Annotated in this window: 12 protein-coding genes; 3 read left to right on the top strand and 9 right to left on the bottom strand. The window is 68.3% G+C overall.

Annotated features, from left to right (window positions below; all coding sequences use genetic code 11):
• Window positions 1-123: 123 nt before the first annotated feature.
• Together CCS01_RS09970 and bchO are read right to left on the bottom strand one after the other, a co-directional pair.
• A complete protein-coding gene (locus tag CCS01_RS09970) occupies window positions 124-1,413 on the bottom strand; it encodes a DUF3422 family protein (RefSeq protein ID WP_104518680.1) in 1,290 nt (429 codons plus the stop codon).
• The gene (gene bchO, locus CCS01_RS09965) at window positions 1,397-2,281 is read right to left on the bottom strand and encodes an alpha/beta fold hydrolase BchO (RefSeq protein WP_104518679.1); all 885 of its coding nucleotides are present in this window, start codon (window positions 2,279-2,281) and stop codon (window positions 1,397-1,399) included. The genes CCS01_RS09970 and bchO overlap by 17 nt, the downstream gene beginning before the upstream one ends.
• A gap of 17 nt (window positions 2,282-2,298) precedes the next feature.
• Between bchO and CCS01_RS32660 the strand changes: the two genes are divergently transcribed.
• Window positions 2,299-2,502: a hypothetical protein gene (locus CCS01_RS32660; RefSeq protein ID WP_146101651.1), complete on the top strand. Its 204-nt coding sequence runs from the start codon at window positions 2,299-2,301 to the stop codon at window positions 2,500-2,502.
• Window positions 2,503-2,723: 221 nt separating this feature from the next.
• On the opposite strand, the gene CCS01_RS09960 is transcribed toward CCS01_RS32660, so the two are convergent.
• The 7 genes from CCS01_RS09960 to CCS01_RS09930 all read right to left on the bottom strand — a co-directional run bounded on the left by CCS01_RS09960 (window position 2,724) and on the right by CCS01_RS09930 (window position 13,160).
• A complete protein-coding gene (locus CCS01_RS09960; RefSeq protein ID WP_104518678.1) occupies window positions 2,724-4,538 on the bottom strand; it encodes a magnesium chelatase subunit D in 1,815 nt (604 codons plus the stop codon).
• A complete protein-coding gene (gene bchI / locus CCS01_RS09955; RefSeq protein WP_104518677.1) occupies window positions 4,535-5,551 on the bottom strand; it encodes a magnesium chelatase ATPase subunit I in 1,017 nt (338 codons plus the stop codon). Before bchI ends, CCS01_RS09960 begins: the two co-directional genes overlap by 4 nt.
• A 187-nt stretch (window positions 5,552-5,738) precedes the next feature.
• Window positions 5,739-7,976, bottom strand: a complete 2,238-nt coding sequence (locus tag CCS01_RS09950; RefSeq protein WP_104518676.1) for a GAF domain-containing protein — start codon at window positions 7,974-7,976, stop codon at window positions 5,739-5,741.
• A gap of 21 nt (window positions 7,977-7,997) precedes the next feature.
• On the bottom strand, window positions 7,998-9,413 hold the full coding sequence (gene ppsR / locus CCS01_RS09945; protein ID WP_104518675.1) for a transcriptional regulator PpsR: 1,416 nt from the start codon (window positions 9,411-9,413) through the stop codon (window positions 7,998-8,000).
• A gap of 99 nt (window positions 9,414-9,512) precedes the next feature.
• Window positions 9,513-10,709, bottom strand: a complete 1,197-nt coding sequence (locus CCS01_RS09940; protein ID WP_104518674.1) for a 4-hydroxybenzoate 3-monooxygenase — start codon at window positions 10,707-10,709, stop codon at window positions 9,513-9,515.
• On the bottom strand, window positions 10,710-11,591 hold the full coding sequence (locus CCS01_RS09935; protein WP_104518673.1) for an amidohydrolase family protein: 882 nt from the start codon (window positions 11,589-11,591) through the stop codon (window positions 10,710-10,712). It lies immediately after the preceding gene.
• 513 nt (window positions 11,592-12,104) lie between these two features.
• Window positions 12,105-13,160 (bottom strand): CobW family GTP-binding protein, encoded by a 1,056-nt coding sequence (locus CCS01_RS09930; RefSeq protein WP_104518672.1) that lies wholly within the window; start codon window positions 13,158-13,160, stop codon window positions 12,105-12,107.
• Between the two features lie 229 nt (window positions 13,161-13,389).
• Between CCS01_RS09930 and pgm the strand changes: the two genes are divergently transcribed.
• On the top strand, window positions 13,390-15,042 hold the full coding sequence (pgm, locus tag CCS01_RS09925; protein WP_104518671.1) for a phosphoglucomutase (alpha-D-glucose-1,6-bisphosphate-dependent): 1,653 nt from the start codon (window positions 13,390-13,392) through the stop codon (window positions 15,040-15,042).
• A gap of 486 nt (window positions 15,043-15,528) precedes the next feature.
• Window positions 15,529-16,359: aspartate aminotransferase family protein (locus tag CCS01_RS09920; RefSeq protein ID WP_146101650.1), on the top strand; the 831-nt coding region annotated here is incomplete at its 3' end.

Here is a 16,359-nt window from a genome sequence, read left to right as displayed (position 1 = left end):
TCGAGGCCTTCATCGCCTACTTCAACCGCACCCTCGCCAAGCCGTTCAAGTGGACCATGACCGGCAAGCCGCTCGCTGCGTGAGCGGCCGTCGAAATGGGGTTCGTTCTTCCGGCGAGGTGTACTAGTCGCCGCCCGGCCCCATGACCTTGCGGCGAAGGTGGTGGATGCCGAACCACGCCGCCACCGCGATCAGCGGGATGCTTATCCCCATCGCCAGGTCGGGATCGACAGGCAGCCCCTCGATCTTCAGCGCCTCCGTGGCATGGCCGACCAGGGCGGAGGTGTAGTAGGTGATGGCGGCGACCGACAGGCCCTCGACCGTCGTTTGCAGCCGCAGTTGCAGCCTGGCGCGGCGGTTCATCGACTCCAGCAGCGCCTGGTTCTGCCGCTCCCGCGTCAGGTCAACGCGGGTTGACAGCAGGCGTGTCGTGCGGCCGACGCGCTGTGACAACGCCTCCTGACGCGCGGCGACCGAGCGGCAGGTGTTCATCGCCGGGGCCAGGCGGCGCTCGATGAACTCGCGGAAGGTCTGCAGGCCCTGGATGCGCTGCTCGCGCAACTCGTCGATGCGGCGCTGCACCAGCTCGTAATAGGCGTTGGAGGCGCTGAAGCGGTAGCGAGTCTCGGACTGCTGGTTCTCGATCTCGGCCTCCAGCCGGGTCAGGCTGTTGAGCAGGCCGGGTTCGGCGGTTTCGTCGGCGGACACCAGGCTACGGGTGATCTGCGCCAGTTCCTGCCCGGCCTCGGTCAGCAGCGAACCGGCGGCGCGGGCGACCGGCAGCGCCAGCAGCGCCATCATTTTATAAGTGTCGATCTCCAGCAGCCGCTGGGCGATGCGGCCGGCCTGCCAGGGCGTGGTGCCGTGGTCCAGCACCAGGTGGCGGGCGAAGCCGTCGTAATGGATCTGGAAATCAGCCAGCGCCGTGGCCGCGCCGCCGGAGACCGCGGAGCCGATGAGATTGTTGCCGTTGAACCAGCGCGCGCCGATGGCACGGGGGTCCAGCGGCCCGGGCTCACCTGGCACGAAGGCGAGGTGCGCGGCGACGATCAGTTGCCCGGGCAGCGATTCCACCCAGTCCTGCGGCACCATGGCGATGGCCGGCCGGGCGAACGGGTCCTCCACCGCGCCGTCGACGATGAACATGAAGCGGGTGAACTCGGTGTGGCGTTCCCATTTCAGCCGGAACGGGCCGAGGTTGGCGTTGAAGTGCAGCACCTTGTCGGCCGGCGGCGGGACGCTGTAGCGCGCGCACAGCTCGCGCACCGCGGCCGCGCCGGCGTCGCGTTGCGCCGGGTCGCAGAACAACGCCAGGTACGACAGCCGCGTCGGCGCCACCAGCGGCTCCGGCGGGCGGGCGTGTACCTCGTTGTTCAGCTCGATCCGCTGCGGGTGATCAGCCGGCAGTCTCATGCGGCACCATCCTCTCAACCAGGGCCGCAATCTCGCCGGGCCGTTCCTCATGCGCAAGGTGCCCCAGGCCGCGCAGCGGAATCAGTTCAGCGTTCGGCACCACCGAGCGGATGCGGTAGGCCTCGGACGGCGGCACCATGCCATCCTTGCTGCCGCTGACAAGCACGAGGTGCGGCTTCAGGGTGGGGATGTCGCGCAGCAGCGGATGCAGGTCCCAGTTCGCCATCAGCGCCATGGCGGCGGCGACGTGGCCGGGGTTGCTTGCCAGGCGGCCGTAGTAGCGCTTTCCGGCGGAATCGATCGTCGAGCCGGTGCCGCGCAGCATCCGCTCCACGGTCGAATCGGCGCCGGCCATGAAGGCGAAGGCACGGGCGGTCAGGGGCGAGCTCCAGACGGCGCGGGCGGCGGCGGCGACGATGCCGGAGGACGGGATGGGATAGGGCAGCAGCGCCCCGTTCAGGCTGATGATGACGCGGGGGTCGATCAGGCCGTCCAGCGCCATGCGGATGGCGATGGCCGCGCCGGCCGAGTGGCCGACGGCGATGACGGGCCGCATGTGCAGGCTATCCAGCAGCGCGGCGATGCCGGCGGATACGCCGGGCAGCGTGAATCCTTCGCTGGTCGCCGGCGTGGCGGTGAAGCCGTGGCCGGGCAGGTCCGGCATGACCACGGTGTAACGCTGCGCCAGCAGCGGCGCGAGGTCGCGGAAGGAATGGGTCGAGGCGCCGGTGCCGTGCAGCAGCAGCGCCGCCGGCCCCTGCCCCATGATCTGGACATGCCAGCGCAGCCCGGCCGCCTCGATGAAGCGGCTGGCTTCGCGGTGCGGCCAGTCGCGGCCGTCACGGTCCCAGGAGAGATGATAGGTCATGATGATGATATGGGAATATGCCGCATTCGCGCCAGTTGCTCAATGGCGTGATGAGCGGCGGGCGGTTATTTCGCCGGAACGTCATGCGCGGTGCCTCTCCGTCCTGGGGGAGCGGGGGATTGGCGGTGGTGCGTACTGGCCTGGCGGTGGTGCTTGCGGCGCCGGCGGATTTTCAACACGGAGGAAGCGAAGAATCCACGAAGCGCCACGAAGAAAAGTGATGTTGCGCTCCGCGCGAAGCGCCCGGAATTGCCGGGCGGTGCCAACCAGCCGATCGGCTTGCCGTCCCCCGGACAGCTTCGTGGCCCTTCGTGGATTCTTCGCTTCCTCCGTGTTGAAAATGCGGAGTCAAATACGCTGCGGCCGCATCCCGTGTGGCACACCAGCCCAAGCCAGGCGCAGCGAACGACGCCACCAGGACAGGCACATCCCCGGCCCGTCCCTACACCCCCGCCGCCGATCGCACCGCATTGGTCAGCGCATTGGCGTTCGCATACGGCAGCGGCACGTAGCGCGCGTTCATCTCGGCCGCCAGCGTCCGGGCGAACGGGTTCGGCCGCGGCGAGGTGTCCACCAGCAGCGTCGCGATCCCCAGTGCCCGCAGCGCCCGCGCGCTCTCCAGCGCCTCGGCCTCGGCTTTCGGCCGCCCACCCAGGCCGTCGCGGCCGATATTGGCGCGGGCGTCGGTCAGCAGCGTGATCACCGGGGTCCGGCCGCCGCGGCGGATGCTTTCCGCCAGCGCGGTCGCAGCCTCGATGCCGGCGGCCAACGGAGTCGGCCCGCCGCCCGGCAGCCCGGCCAGGCTGCGCTTGGCCCGCACCAGGGAGCTTGTCGGCGGCAGCAGCAACTGCGCGCCCAAACCGCGGAAGGCGATCAGCGCCACCTGGTCGCGGCGCACGTAGCAGTCGGCCAGCAGCAGCTCGACCGCGCCCTTCGCCTCGCCCAGCCGGTTCATCGCCGCGGAGCCCGAGGCATCCACCGCGAACACCGTCGTGGTGCCAATGCGCTGGCGGAAGCGGATGATGCGGAAGTCGTCGCGCCGCACCTCGAACCGCTCCGACTTGTGCTCCCGGGCGTGACGGCGCAGCGTCTGCCACGGGGCGGCGGCCTTCAGCGTCTCCAGCAGGTGCAGCCGCGCGCCGCCTTTCGGCTCGCCCTGGCGGGTGCCGATGGGACGGCCGCGCTTCAGCGACATCTTCGCCTGGCCGACGCGGCCGGGCATGCGCACCTGACCGCGGCCACTCATGGAGGCAAGCTGCGACAGCAAGTCGGGCGGCAGGGTGGCCAGAGCGGCCTCCAGCACGATGTCTTCCAGCGGCAGGTCGGGGATCTTGTCCTTGTCGTCGTCGTCGTCCGGCGGCGGGGGTTCCTGCTGGTCCTCGGGCGGCGGCTCGGGTTCGGGCGGGGCTTCCTCCGGCTGCTGTTGCTGCGGCAGGCGGGTAGCGCGGGGGCCGTAGACCAGGGCGACGGCCAGGGACAGGTCGTCCTGGTCCACCTCGGTGCGGCCGTCCTGCGCCGCGGCGACCCGGGCGGCCCGCAGCGCGTACAGCGGGGCGCGGATGGAGTCCACGCCCAGCGCCGCGGCGACGTTGCACAGGGTTTCCACCGCCTTGTCGGTCTCGGCCTGGTTGCCGGCGTGGATGACAACCGGCGGCGCCCGTTCCTCGGCCACGGCGTCCCGCCGCGCCTTGAGGGACTCGGTGCCGGTCCAGTCGTCGAAGTCGATGTCCCGCAGCGACACGTTGGTCAGGTCGACCAGGAACGCCATTCGATCCAGCAGCGAGGCCGGCGGACGCTCGTCCACATCGGCGCCCTCGTCCAGCGCGACCATGGCGAACCGCGCCGGCAGCACGCGCGACAGGCCGTCGCGCTGCAAGGTCACAACGCCCTCGTCGAACACCGAGCGCAGCCGCGCGGCGGCGCCCAATTCGATGCGCTCGGCCATGGCGAGGACGATCACCCCGCCGTTGGCCTCCGACAGCAGGCCCTTCTGCTCGATCAGGCGCCCGGCCTGCAGCGTCGCCGCCAGGTCCAGCCCGCCCAGCAGGCGGTCGTCGCCGGCGTTCAGCGGCACGCGGCGCAGCGGCATCTCGGGCGGCAGCGAGTCGTAGAGAATCTTCAGCCAGCGGTCGCGCACCGGGCCGGCGCCGGCGCGCAGCGAAATCCCACCCAGGCCGATGGGGTCCGCCGCGAACAGCGAAAGAGACTGAAGCGCGGCGGCCCAATTGGCCGCCCCGCTGGCAGCCGCGCCGCTCATGCGCCGAACTGTTCCTCGACCGCCCGGGCGACGCGGACGCTGGCGACCGCCTCGTCCAGCGGGTTGCGGCGCAGGCGGTGGCTCAGCACCATCGGCGCCATCCGGCGCAGATGCCGATCGAGTACTCCCTTGTCGCCCTCCAGGGCGGCGAAGGCGCGGGCGGCGCGGATCAGCACCAGTTCGCCGCGCAGGCCGTCGGTGCCCAGCGCCATGCACAGCTTGGCGGCCTGCTCCAGCGAGGCGTCCGGCACGGTGACGCCGGCCAGGCGGTTGCGGCCCTCGACGATCCGCTTGCGGGTCTTGTCCTGCGCCTTCTTCCAGGTCTCCAGGAAGCCGGCGGGGTCACGCTCGAACGCGTCGCGGCGGCGGATGACCTCCATGCGTGTCGGCAGATCCTGCGGCGTGCGCACCTCGACGGACAGGCCGAAGCGGTCGATCAGCTGCGGGCGCAGCTCGCCCTCTTCCGGGTTGCCGGAGCCGATGAGCACGAAGCGGGCGGGGTGGCGGATGCTCAGGCCCTCGCGCTCGACCACATTCTCGCCGGACGCCGCAACATCCAGCAGCAGGTCGACCAGATGGTCCTCGAGCAGGTTGCACTCATCTATATAGAGAAAGCCGCGGTTGGCGCGGGCCAGCAGCCCGGGCTCGAACACCTTGGCGCCGGTCAGCGCGCGTTCCAGGTCCAGCGCGCCGACGACGCGGTCTTCGGTGGCGCCCAGTGGCAGGTCCACGACCGGCACGGGCACGGTGACGGTCTTGCCCTTGCCCAAGGCGCGGCAGTCCGCGCACCAGGTATCGGGCGAGGCCGGATCACAGTGATAGCGGCAGCCCTGCATCACCTTCATCGGCGGCAGCAATGCGGCCAGGGCACGGATGGTGGTGGACTTGCCGGTGCCGCGGTCGCCGAACGCCAGCACGCCGCCGATACCCTGGTCGACCGCGGCCATCAGGATCGCCAGCTTCATGTCGTCCTGGCCGACGATCGCGGCGAACGGAAAAACGGGGCGTGTCATCAGAATAACCAATGGGCAAGAGGATGAATGACGCCGCAGGCAGGAAGACCCACAGCCCGCTTCGGCGCGTGCCGCCGCATCAGTCGCCCAGGGGTTCGTCGCATAGCCACTCCAGGGGTTCTTTTCACTGTCCGGCGCACGGAGGCGTGCTTATCCAGACCTGCAACAGGACCGTCAAGTATGATGGTCAGTTGTCGTCAGGCCCGTCATGCGGGTCTGACACGTCCCGCCCGCTCATCGGCGGCGTGCGTCCCTGGCGGGGGACGTGCCACAGCAGGGAACGCAACACCTCGGCGGTGCGCGCCACCGACGCACGCAGCGCCTCCAGCATCCTCGGCATGTGCGCCGGGTCCACCCGATCGGCGATCTCCAGCGCCGCCAGTTGCGCGTTCTCGCCGATGGTGGAAAGGATCGAGCGGAACTGAAGGTCGGTGCTGGAATCGAACTGTGCCGGCACCGACGGCCGCTGCTCCATCACCCCTTCCTGGAAGCTGCGCCGCGCCGCCTCGGCTGCCTTGCGCTCGGTCAGGTCGGTGAACAGCAGCACGAAGCCGAGGATGCGGTCCAGCGACGTGAACACCGGGTCGCCGCGCACCAGCAGCGGCGTCTGCACGGAGTTGCGGCCAGCCAGCACCACCTCGCCGCGCCAAGCGTGCCGGTGGGTCACCAGGTCGTCGAGGCGGCGGCCGACTTCCCGCGGATCGTTGAAAAGCGGCAGCAAGTCGGCAACCTCGGCCGGGCGGCCGGGAAGATCGGGCAGCAGGGCGTCGAAGGCGGCGTTGGTCTTCAGGATGCGGCCGTCGGCATCGGCGATCATCACCGGCTGGGCCGACTGCTCCACCTGCCGGCGCACCTGGTTGAGCTGGTCCTCGGCCAGCAGCATGCGCACCGAGCGGAACTGGATGATGACGTCGCTGACCGTCTCGCCCACCAGGCGGGCGAAGGCGATGTCGGCCTCACTCCAGGGGTCGGAGGTGCCCTCGACCAGTTGGTGCCACTGCGCGAACGAGCGCCGCGGCGACAGGGTCGCCGGGTCGTCGCCGATGAGCGTCGGCTTGAACGGGTTGCCGCCCCAGGTAACGGTGCGCACCCGCTCGGGCCGCAGCCAGATCAGGTACTCGCCCGGCGCGGTCGACACCGGCGTCGCCAGCAGGCCGCTGGCGATCGCGGTCAGCAGTTCGAATTCCGGCGCGTCGGTGCCGAGCGAGGCGGTGGAGATCACGCCGTTGCCCGCTTGCCGATCGAGCCAGGCGCCGAGCTTGCGCAGCGCCACGGTGTCGGGCACGTCGCCGATGGTACGGACCTCGCCTTCGTACAGCAGCACGGCGCCGGTCGCCTGCACCGGCTCCAGCAGGATGTTGGAGCCGTCGAACAGCGCGCCGCGCCAGTCGCCCTCACGCGAGATCGCCCGGATCATGCGCTGTTCCAGCCGGCGCACCGACAGCTCGGCCTGCGCCTGGGCGAAACTTTCCAGCGCGGCGATGCGGGTGGCGACGGCTTCGGCCAGCAGGTCGCACACGGCCCGCACCTCGAAGTGGACGAAGCGCGGCACGCGGTGGTGGCAGGAGACAAGGCCCCACAGCTTGCCGTTGACCATCAGCGACACCACCAGCGTCGCCCGCACGCCCATGTTCTTCAGATACTGCACATGGATCGGCGAGGAACTGCGCAGGAAGCACAGCGACATGTCCAGCTCGGCGCCGGTCACCGGGGACAGCGGCGGCACCAGCGGCACCGGCGCGAACTCGACGTCGGCCAGCACGCGCACGCGATTGCGTTCATAGAGGCGGCGGGCGATCTGCGGGATGTCGGACGACGGATAGCGGTTGCCAAGATAGGCTTCCATCGCTGGTTCGCGTTCCTCGGACAGGATCTCGCCATGGCCCTGGTCGTCGAAGCGATAGACCATCACCCGGTCGTAGCCGGTCAGCGCCTTGAAGATGCGGGTGGTTTCATCGCACAGCGCGCGCAGCGACCCGGCGGCGATGATGCGCTGCAAGCCACGCTCCAGGTGCTGGGAGAGATCGACCGACGGGCCGGCGCGTTCCAGTTCGACGATCAGCCCGCCGGCCGCGGGGCGGTGGACCAGGCCGTCGAACGGCGCCAGCGGGTTGCCGACATGGCAGCGCACGCCGCGCGCGATCTCGTGCAGGGGATCGGACAAATGGGGGCGCAACTGCTGCGCCAGGTCGCCTTCCAGGACGTCAATGCCGCGGCCGACGATGTCGCCGCTGGCTATATTGCCGCTCAGGCCAAGGAACGAAGCGGCGTTGGCGCTGGCCTGGACGATGATGCCATCAGCTTCGCGGATGACCAGCAGGCAGCCATGCGGCTGGATGGACCCCGCGAGGTGGATCTGCTCGCGTTCACAGTTCGAAAGATTCGCCTGACCGAAAGCTGGCGTAGAGACAGCACGCGACAGCAAGGCGAACTCCCATCGGTTGGACTATTCGTCTGTATCGGAACTTGCCCGCGAATGCCCTTCCATTTCGTATTGTGCAAGCTTTTTGTAGAAGCCCTGGCGGCTGAGACCTAAAATTTCCGCGGCCGCCGTGCGGTTGCCGTTGGCCAGTTGCAGGGCTGCATCGATATAGTGCCGCTCCACCAGGCCGACGGCGTCGCGCACCAGCACGCGCAGGGATGTCTTGCCGGTCTGCTCGATGATCGCGGCCAGCGCGGCCTGCACATTGGTGGTCGCCTCGTTCGACAGCAGGCGGCGGCCGACGTCGCGGATCAGCAGGGCGATATGCGCGGCGCGGCTGACGGGGTTGCCGACGGCGGAGATTTCCACCTCGGTCTCGCCGCCCAGGTCGCCGGTCATGCTGGTGGCGAACAGCCGCACCGTGCCGTGGCGGTGCAGGTTGGCCAGCAGCACCGGCAGGTCCGCCCCGGGCCGCGACAGCCACTTGCCGAGCCGCTCGCCCAGCACCGCGCCCTCGGCCCCCACCTGCACCAGGTCGAGGAAGGCGCGGTTGGCGCGGCGGACGATGCCGTCGCGGTCGATCACGACAAAGGCATCCGGCAGGCGATCGACGAATTCGTCCAGCGCGGTCTGCTCCAGGTTCGACGCCGCCGGCTGGTTGCTGTCGGCGAGCGAGAGCTGGACCATGAACATCGGCCCCGGCTCCCCGGTCATCATCGAGGCGCGGGCGATCCAGGCGACCTGCTCCGGCCCGAGATGGATCAGCGCGCCGGGCGCGCGGCCGTTCTGCCGCACGCGCTGCAGCATGGCCTGGAACGGCTCCCGCTCCTCCGGGACGATCTCGGGCAGCAGGTCGCGGCCGCGGGCGAGGCCGAGGGCGCGGATGGAGGCGGGATTCGCCTCGACGATGCGCAGCGTGTCGGCGTTCAGCAGGATCACGGCTTCGTTGGAGGCATCAAACAACAGACGGTAGCGCGTTTCAACTTCGCGCAACTTCCAGTAGTCCTGTTCCATTGCCTGCTGCGCGGCGATCAGGCGGGCCTGGAGTTCGGCGACGGCGCGCAGACTGCGGCCGACGGCGATCAGGCCGTCTTTGCCACCGAGACGAACGGTGGTGTACTCCATTGGCAGCTCAAGGCCGCTCGGGAAGCGCTGGTTGACCTGGCGATAGGCCGAGACGCCACTTTCCCGCGCGTCCTCGACCATGCGCAGCACTTTGCTGCCGCCGATGTCGGCCACCGTTTCGAACCAGGGCCGGCCGCGCCACTCCTCGACCGATTCACTGGAGAAGTCGTTCGACAGGGTCACGCCCTGGATGATGCCGTCCAGGTCCAGCAGCAGCGTGACATCCGGCTGGGCAATGCTGACGCCCGGGATAACGGCGGTGTTGATCTTACCCTCCTGCGCGACGGTAACGCCGGCGTTTACATAAGGTGTCATACCACGGTTTACACTAGGCCGGTTAGCGGACCGCGGTAAACTTAAAAGATTACTAATTTGTAGTATTGCGCACCAATGACAGAACTGTGAACTGTCAACTCAGCCTGACTCATGACGGTCATCAAACGGCAACCCGACATAATTCTCCGCCAGCGACCGCGCGGACGATTCTGATGTCCGCACCAGATCGAGATCGGCGACGTGGATGCGCCGTTCAAAATCAGTTTCCTGGTCGTTGCTGTGCAGCATGGTGGTCATGTACCAGGAAAACCGCTCGGCTTTCCAAACCCGGCGCAGACACGTTGCGCTGTACATCGCCAGGCCGGCCGGGTTATTGCGCCGATACTGCGCCTCCAGCGCGCGCGACAGGACAAGTACGTCGGCGACGGCCAGGTTCAGTCCCTTGGCGCCGGTTGGCGGCACGATATGGGCGGCGTCGCCGGCCAGGAACAGGCGGCCGTACTGCATCGGCTCACAGACGAAGGAGCGCAGGGGAATAATGCCTTTCTGGAAAATCGCGCCCTCGGTCAGCGACCAGTCGGCGGTATCCAGGCGGGCGTGCAGGTTTTCCCAGACGCGGGAATCGGGCCAGTTGGCGATGTCATCCGCCGGATCACATTGTAGATACATCCGCTGCACGTCGGGCGAGCGCGTGCTGAGCAGCGCGAATCCGTCCTGCTGGTTGGAATAGATCAATTCGTGCCAGGACAGCGGCGCCTTGGTCAGGATGCCGAGCCAGCCGAACGGGTAGATCTTCTGGTATTCGGTGCGGTGCGCCGCGGGAATCGCCTGGCGCGCCGGGCCGTGGAACCCATCGGCGCCGACGACGTAGTCGCAATCGACGGTTTCCGGCGGGCCGGCGCCGTCGCGGCGGAAATCGATCGCCGGGGTGTCCGTCCCGGCGCCGCGGATCGTGGTGCCGCCGGCGCCGAAGATGATCTCGTTGCCCGCGGCCAGCAGGCCGGCGATCAGGTCCTTCAGCACCTCGTGCTGCGGATACAGCGTGACGTGCTTGCCGTTGGTCAGGCCCGCGATGTCGACGTGGTGGCGCTGGCGGTTCCATTGCAGGGTGATGCCGTCGTGGAAATGGCCGTCCCGCAGCATCCGCTCGCCCAGCCCGAGGCCCTGCATCAGCACGGTGACCCAGTGCTCCAGCACGCCGGCGCGAACGGTGCCCTCGACGTCGGCGCGGCTGCGGCTTTCGATGACGACCGAGTCGATGCCGGCGCGGCGCAACAGGTGCGCCAGGAACAGCCCCGCCGGCCCCGCCCCGATAATGCCGACCTGGGTGCGCACCTAGCGTGCCACGCGCGTGGCGGCTGCCACTGCATCGTCGAGTTTCAGGATGCGGATGGCGTTCTGGTGGAACAGCTTGTCGATTATTCCGGGCTTGAACCCTTCCATTTCCCACTCGTCACAGCATTGCCCGGGGCTCCAGCCGGGGTAATCGGAGCCGAACAGCACTCTATCCTGCAACCGCCGCTGCATGTCGTGCTTCAACGGCGCGGGGATATATTTTGGTCCCCAGCCGGAAATGTCGATTGATACATTGCCCTTGTGGATCGCTACGGCGATCAATTCTTCGGTCCATGGCCACCCGGGATGCGCGGCGATGATGTTCAATCGCGGGAAGTCGGCGGCGACATCGTCGATGTTTGGAATCGGCCGGGCGTGCCCCAGCTTGTAGCCCAGCCCGCCGGGCTCACCGGCGCCGATGGCGGTGGTGCCGCTGTGGATCAGTACCGGGGCGCCAAGCGACTGCAGCAGGTCCCAGATCGGGTAGAACCGGCGATCATTGGGGGAGAAATCCTGCACCGGCGGCTGGTACTTGACGCCGAGCAGGCCGAGGCCGCGGATCGCGTGCTCGATCTCCTCCAGCCCCTTGCGGCCGCGCCAGGGATCGACCATCGCCCAGCCGGGCAGGAAGACGTCGGGATAGTCTTTTGTCAGTTGCGCCAGCGCTTCGTTGGAATAGACGCTGCCGCCGGCGCCACTTTCGGCGTCCCAGGCGATCGGGATCGCCAGGCAGTCGTCGCGGCGGAAATCGTCGGCGATCTGGCTGTCGGGACGGGCGGCGAACTTGCCTTTGAACATCCGCTGGGCGGCCGGCATGAACGGGGCGCTGGCTTTGACATACGCATCGTTCATCGGATGAACGTGGACATCGATGGCGCGCATTCCGGTTGTCTCCTCCTGTTACCGGCTCCCAGAGAATTCGTCCCCATTCCCGGAGTTGTTGCGACGAGCGGCGGTGTCGTCCCGGGTGGGTCGAAGGCGGCGGCGGAGCCTGGATTGGCGACCGATTTTTAACACGGAGAACGCGAAGAACCACAGAGGGCCACGAAGGGTGTGAACGAGTCAGCCAATGACACGGCGTAGGCCGTGTGTCAGGTACAAAAGATGAACTGCTTCCGGCACGCCCGCCGGCGCTGCGATGCGCTTTGATCGCCAGCCCGGGGATGCAGTTCGTCCGGTGCCGAGTCACCCGCAAGGTCCGGTCTCCGTGGCACTTCGTGCGCCCTCCGCTTTCTCCGTGTTGAAAATCAAGGAAGAATGCGCAGGCACGGATCGTTCCGGGAGCGCTGCCACGACCTCAGCCCCCAGTCTCCATCCCCCTCCAATGGTGGCCAGGGCCAAAGGCGGAGGGCCTTTCGCCACATCCAACCGGGCCGGCATTTCCGGGATGCGATCCTATGGCCGTGCCAGGAGGCCGGGCAGCGCTTCCGCCCAGCTTTCCCGTGCGGCTTCGATGGTGGCACGATCCGCGATCAGCACAAGACGTGACCGCATATCGATCGACGGCCAGGTGTCGAGCCGGACGGGCGCGCTGATAACGTGGTGGACGCCCTGGACGACCACCGGCCCGCCGGCGACGTTCAGCAGGCCTTTCACCCGCAGCAGGTTTTCGGCATGGGCAATACGGATGCGGCGCAGCCAGGCTTCGAAGGCGCGCCAGTCCAGCGGGGATTCAGCCAGCAGCGACGCCGAGGCATAGCGCGCGGTATGGCCGGCATCGGCTTCGTCGGCGGCCAGGAACGAGCGCGGCGCGGTGTCCGGCGCGGTGGCGGTGCGGTCGAGGAAGCGCGGCGGGAACAGCGCGGCGGCATCGACCTCGCCCTGCACGGCGGTCAGCACCGGTGCGGCGGGATTGAGGCCGGCCAGATCGGCACGCAGGCGCCGCACCACCTCCGGCGCCGCCAGGTCGGTCTTGGTCAGCACCAGGGTGTCGGCCAGCGCGACCTGCTTGCGGGTTTCGGGATGCCGGGCAAGCTGGGTGGCGGCGAACAGTGCGTCGACGGTGCAGACGATCGCCTCCAGCCGCATCGACCGCGCCAGCAGCGGGTTGCGCAGGATGGCCTGGGCAATCGGGGCGGGATCGGACAAGCCGGAGGGCTCGATCAGCAGCCGCTCGAACGCCGGCAGGCCGCCGGACTGCCGGCGGCTGAACAGGCGCATGACCGCGTCCTCCATGTCGCCGGCGAGGTTGCAGCACAGGCAGCCGTTGGCCATCACGACGGTGTGGTCGCGGTCGTGCGCGATCAGGTCGCGGTCGAGCGGCACTTCGCCGAACTCGTTGACTGCCACCGCGGTGCCGGCCATGCGCGGGTCGCGCAGCAGGGTGTTGACCAGGGTGGTCTTGCCGCTGCCGAGGAAGCCGCTCAGCAGCGCCACCGGCAGGCGGGCGCTGTCGGTGTCCTGGCTGAGGAACCAATGACCGGATCGTCCTGGCGCGCTGCTGGTGTCCACGCTTCCCGCCCGCTGGTTGGTGCGGGGATACTCCGCCCTGCGCCCGCTCCGGGCAAGCCGTGCGCGGGTCGTGTAGCCGCAACGACGGTTGAGGCGCGGATTCCTGACATTATGTTCATGTTCGGCTTGCCGGCGCGCGGCGGGGGATTGCTTCGCCGCGTGCGCAATGACATCAGGGCGCGGCTGACGCTACCATAGCGGCTGGTATCCGGTTGAGGAGGAGGAAGACATGGCGGAGCAGGTAAGTCCTCTGGCGGGAAAGCCGATCGACCCGTCCCGGCTGATCGACATTCCACGCCTGGTGACGGCGTATTTCACCGGCCGGCCGGATCCGGCGGTGGCGGCGCAGCGCGTGGCATTCGGCACCTCGGGCCATCGCGGTTCGGCTCTCGACCTGGCGTTCAACGAGGCGCACATCCTGGCGATCACGCAGGCGATCTGCGATTACCGGCGAGCGCAGGGCATCGACGGCCCGCTGTTCATCGGCATCGACAGCCACGCGCTGTCGGCCCCGGCGCTGGCGAGCGCGCTGGAGGTGCTGGCGGCGAACGGCGTCGAGACGATGATCGACGCGGCGGACGGATTCACGCCGACGCCGGTGATCTCGCACGCGATTCTGACCTACAACCGGGGGCGCGACAGCGGCCTGGCCGACGGCATCGTGGTGACGCCATCGCACAATCCACCGCAGGACGGCGGGTTCAAATATAATCCGCCGAATGGTGGGCCGGCGGATACCGACGTGACGTCGTGGATGGAGCGGGCGGCCAATGCGTACCTGGAGAAGAACCTGGATGGCGTGAAGCGGATTCCGTACGAGCGGGCGCTGCGCTCGGCGCAGGTGCGCCGTTACGATTACGTGACGCCCTATCTGGCCGATCTGGCAACGGTTATCGATCTGGAGGCGATCCGGTCGTCGGGGGTGAAGATCGGCATTGACCCGCTGGGCGGCGCGGCGGTGGGCTACTGGCATCCGCTGATCGAGCGGTATGGCATTGCCGCGACGGTTGTGAATGAAACGGTCGATCCGTCGTTCCGCTTCATGACCGCCGACTGGGACGGCAAGATCCGCATGGACTGCTCGTCGCCCTATGCCATGACCGGGCTGATCGGCATGCGGAACGACTTCGACGTTGCCTTTGCCAATGATACGGATGCCGATCGGCATGGGATCGTGGCGCGGTCGTGCGGGCTGATGAATCCGAATCATTATTTGGCCGTGGCGATCGACTACCTGTTCCGCAACCGGCCGGAGTGGAGCGCAAGCGCCGGCGTCGGCAAGACCGTGGTCAGCAGCGCACTGATCGACCGCGTCGCGGCGCAGCTGGGGCGCAAGCTGGTGGAGGTGCCGGTCGGGTTCAAATGGTTCGTTGACGGATTGATTGGCGGGTCGCTGGGCTTCGGCGGCGAGGAAAGCGCCGGGGCGTCGTTCCTGCGGCGTGACGGCTCGGTGTGGACCACCGACAAGGACGGCATCATCCTGGGCCTGCTGGCGGCGGAGATCACCGCGCGCACCGGGCGCGACCCCGGGGAGGCGTATCAAGGCCTGACGCAGGCACTGGGGGCGCCGTTCTATGCCCGTATCGACGCGCCGGCGTCGGCGGCGCAGAAGAAGATCCTGAAGAGCCTGTCGGCCGAGCAGCTTGGCATGACGCAGCTCGTGGGTGAGCCGATTGTCGCGACGCTGTCGCACGCGCCGGGCAACAACGCGGCGATTGGCGGCATCAAGGTGGCCGCCGCGAACGGCTGGTTCGCGGCGCGGCCGTCGGGGACCGAGGACGTTTACAAGATCTACGCCGAGAGCTTCCGGGGCGAGGATCACCTGGCGAAGATCCAACAGGAGGCGCAGGAGGGGATCAGCCGGGTGTTCGCACGGGGATAGAGCCAAGGACAGACAGGTGGAGATACGCCCTGTGGGAGCAGCTTTACCCCTCGCAGACTTATTTGCGCTGCTGCTGAGCGTTGGTTCGTCCTGACGAGGATGCGTCTGGTACCGCGCGCACACCTGTCACGGCCGGGGTCTGTTGAGGCTTATAATGGTTCACCACAGAGGCACAGAGACACAGAGTTTGTAAAAAAGACCGATGGCTGCGCCGGGTTTTGCGATCTCTGTGCCTCTGTATCTCTGTGGTGAAACAAGCGGATTTTCCGCCGGTACGACATCGCCAATCGGCCACCAAGGCCGCAGCCAGTCACCGCCCGGGCGCAACCCTGCTGCACCGGAGACGACATCCGTGCCTCTACTGGCTCTCGATCCGGCACGCTCCTCTCACCCTGCCTGCGGTTTGCCAGAGCGGCCATGCAAGCCGCGTGCGCATCCCGGCCGGGACCGGTATAGTGGCAAGCATCGACTCCGAAGGAATCTGCGATGTCCGCCAGCACACTGCCGAACGCCACCCTGACTGCGACCTATGAGGCGATGACGCCCGGCTCCGCCGCGCTCGCCGCCCGGGCGCGGGGGTTGCTGCCGAGCGGGATCGCGCATGACAGCCGCAACTTCGACCCCTACCCGATCTATGTCGCGCGCGCCCGCGGGCCGCTGAAGTGGGACGTCGACGGCAACCGCTATGTCGATTACTTCGGCGGCCACGGCTCGCTGCTGCTCGGGCACAACAATCCGGCGGTGGTCGCGGCGGTGCAGGACGCGCTGGCCGAGGGCACGCATTTCGGCGCCTGCCATGACCGCGAAGTGCGCTGGGCGGAGATGGTGACGCGGTTGATCCCCTCGGCCGAGCGGGTGCGCTTCACCGCCTCGGGCACCGAGGCGACGCTGATGGCGGTGCGGCTGGCGCGGGCCTATACCGGGCGGCCGAAGGTGGTGCGGTTCCGCGGGCATTTCCACGGCTGGAACGACCACATGACCAGCGGCTACACCAATCATTTCGATGGCACGCCGACCAGCGGGGTGGTGGGCGGCGTGGCCGAGGCCGTGCTGTTGTGCGATCCGAACGATGTCGACGGGATCACGCGGCTGTTCAACGACCACAAGGACATCGCCGCGGTGATGCTGGAGCCGACCGGGGCGAATTTCGGAAAAATGCCGATCGAGCCGGCGTTTTTGCAGGTGCTGCGGGACCTGACGCGGCAGGCGGGGGCGCTGCTGGTGTTCGACGAGGTGGTCACCGGCTTCCGGGTCTCCCCGGGCGGGATGCAGGCGGCGGTGGGGATCACGCCGGACCTGACGACGCTGGCGAAGATC

The organism is Rhodopila globiformis, assembly GCF_002937115.1.
GTDB classification, from domain to species: domain Bacteria; phylum Pseudomonadota; class Alphaproteobacteria; order Acetobacterales; family Acetobacteraceae; genus Rhodopila; species Rhodopila globiformis.
The sequence above is the reverse complement of the archived record's forward strand: the minus strand, read 5'-3'. Positions and strand labels throughout refer to the sequence as shown.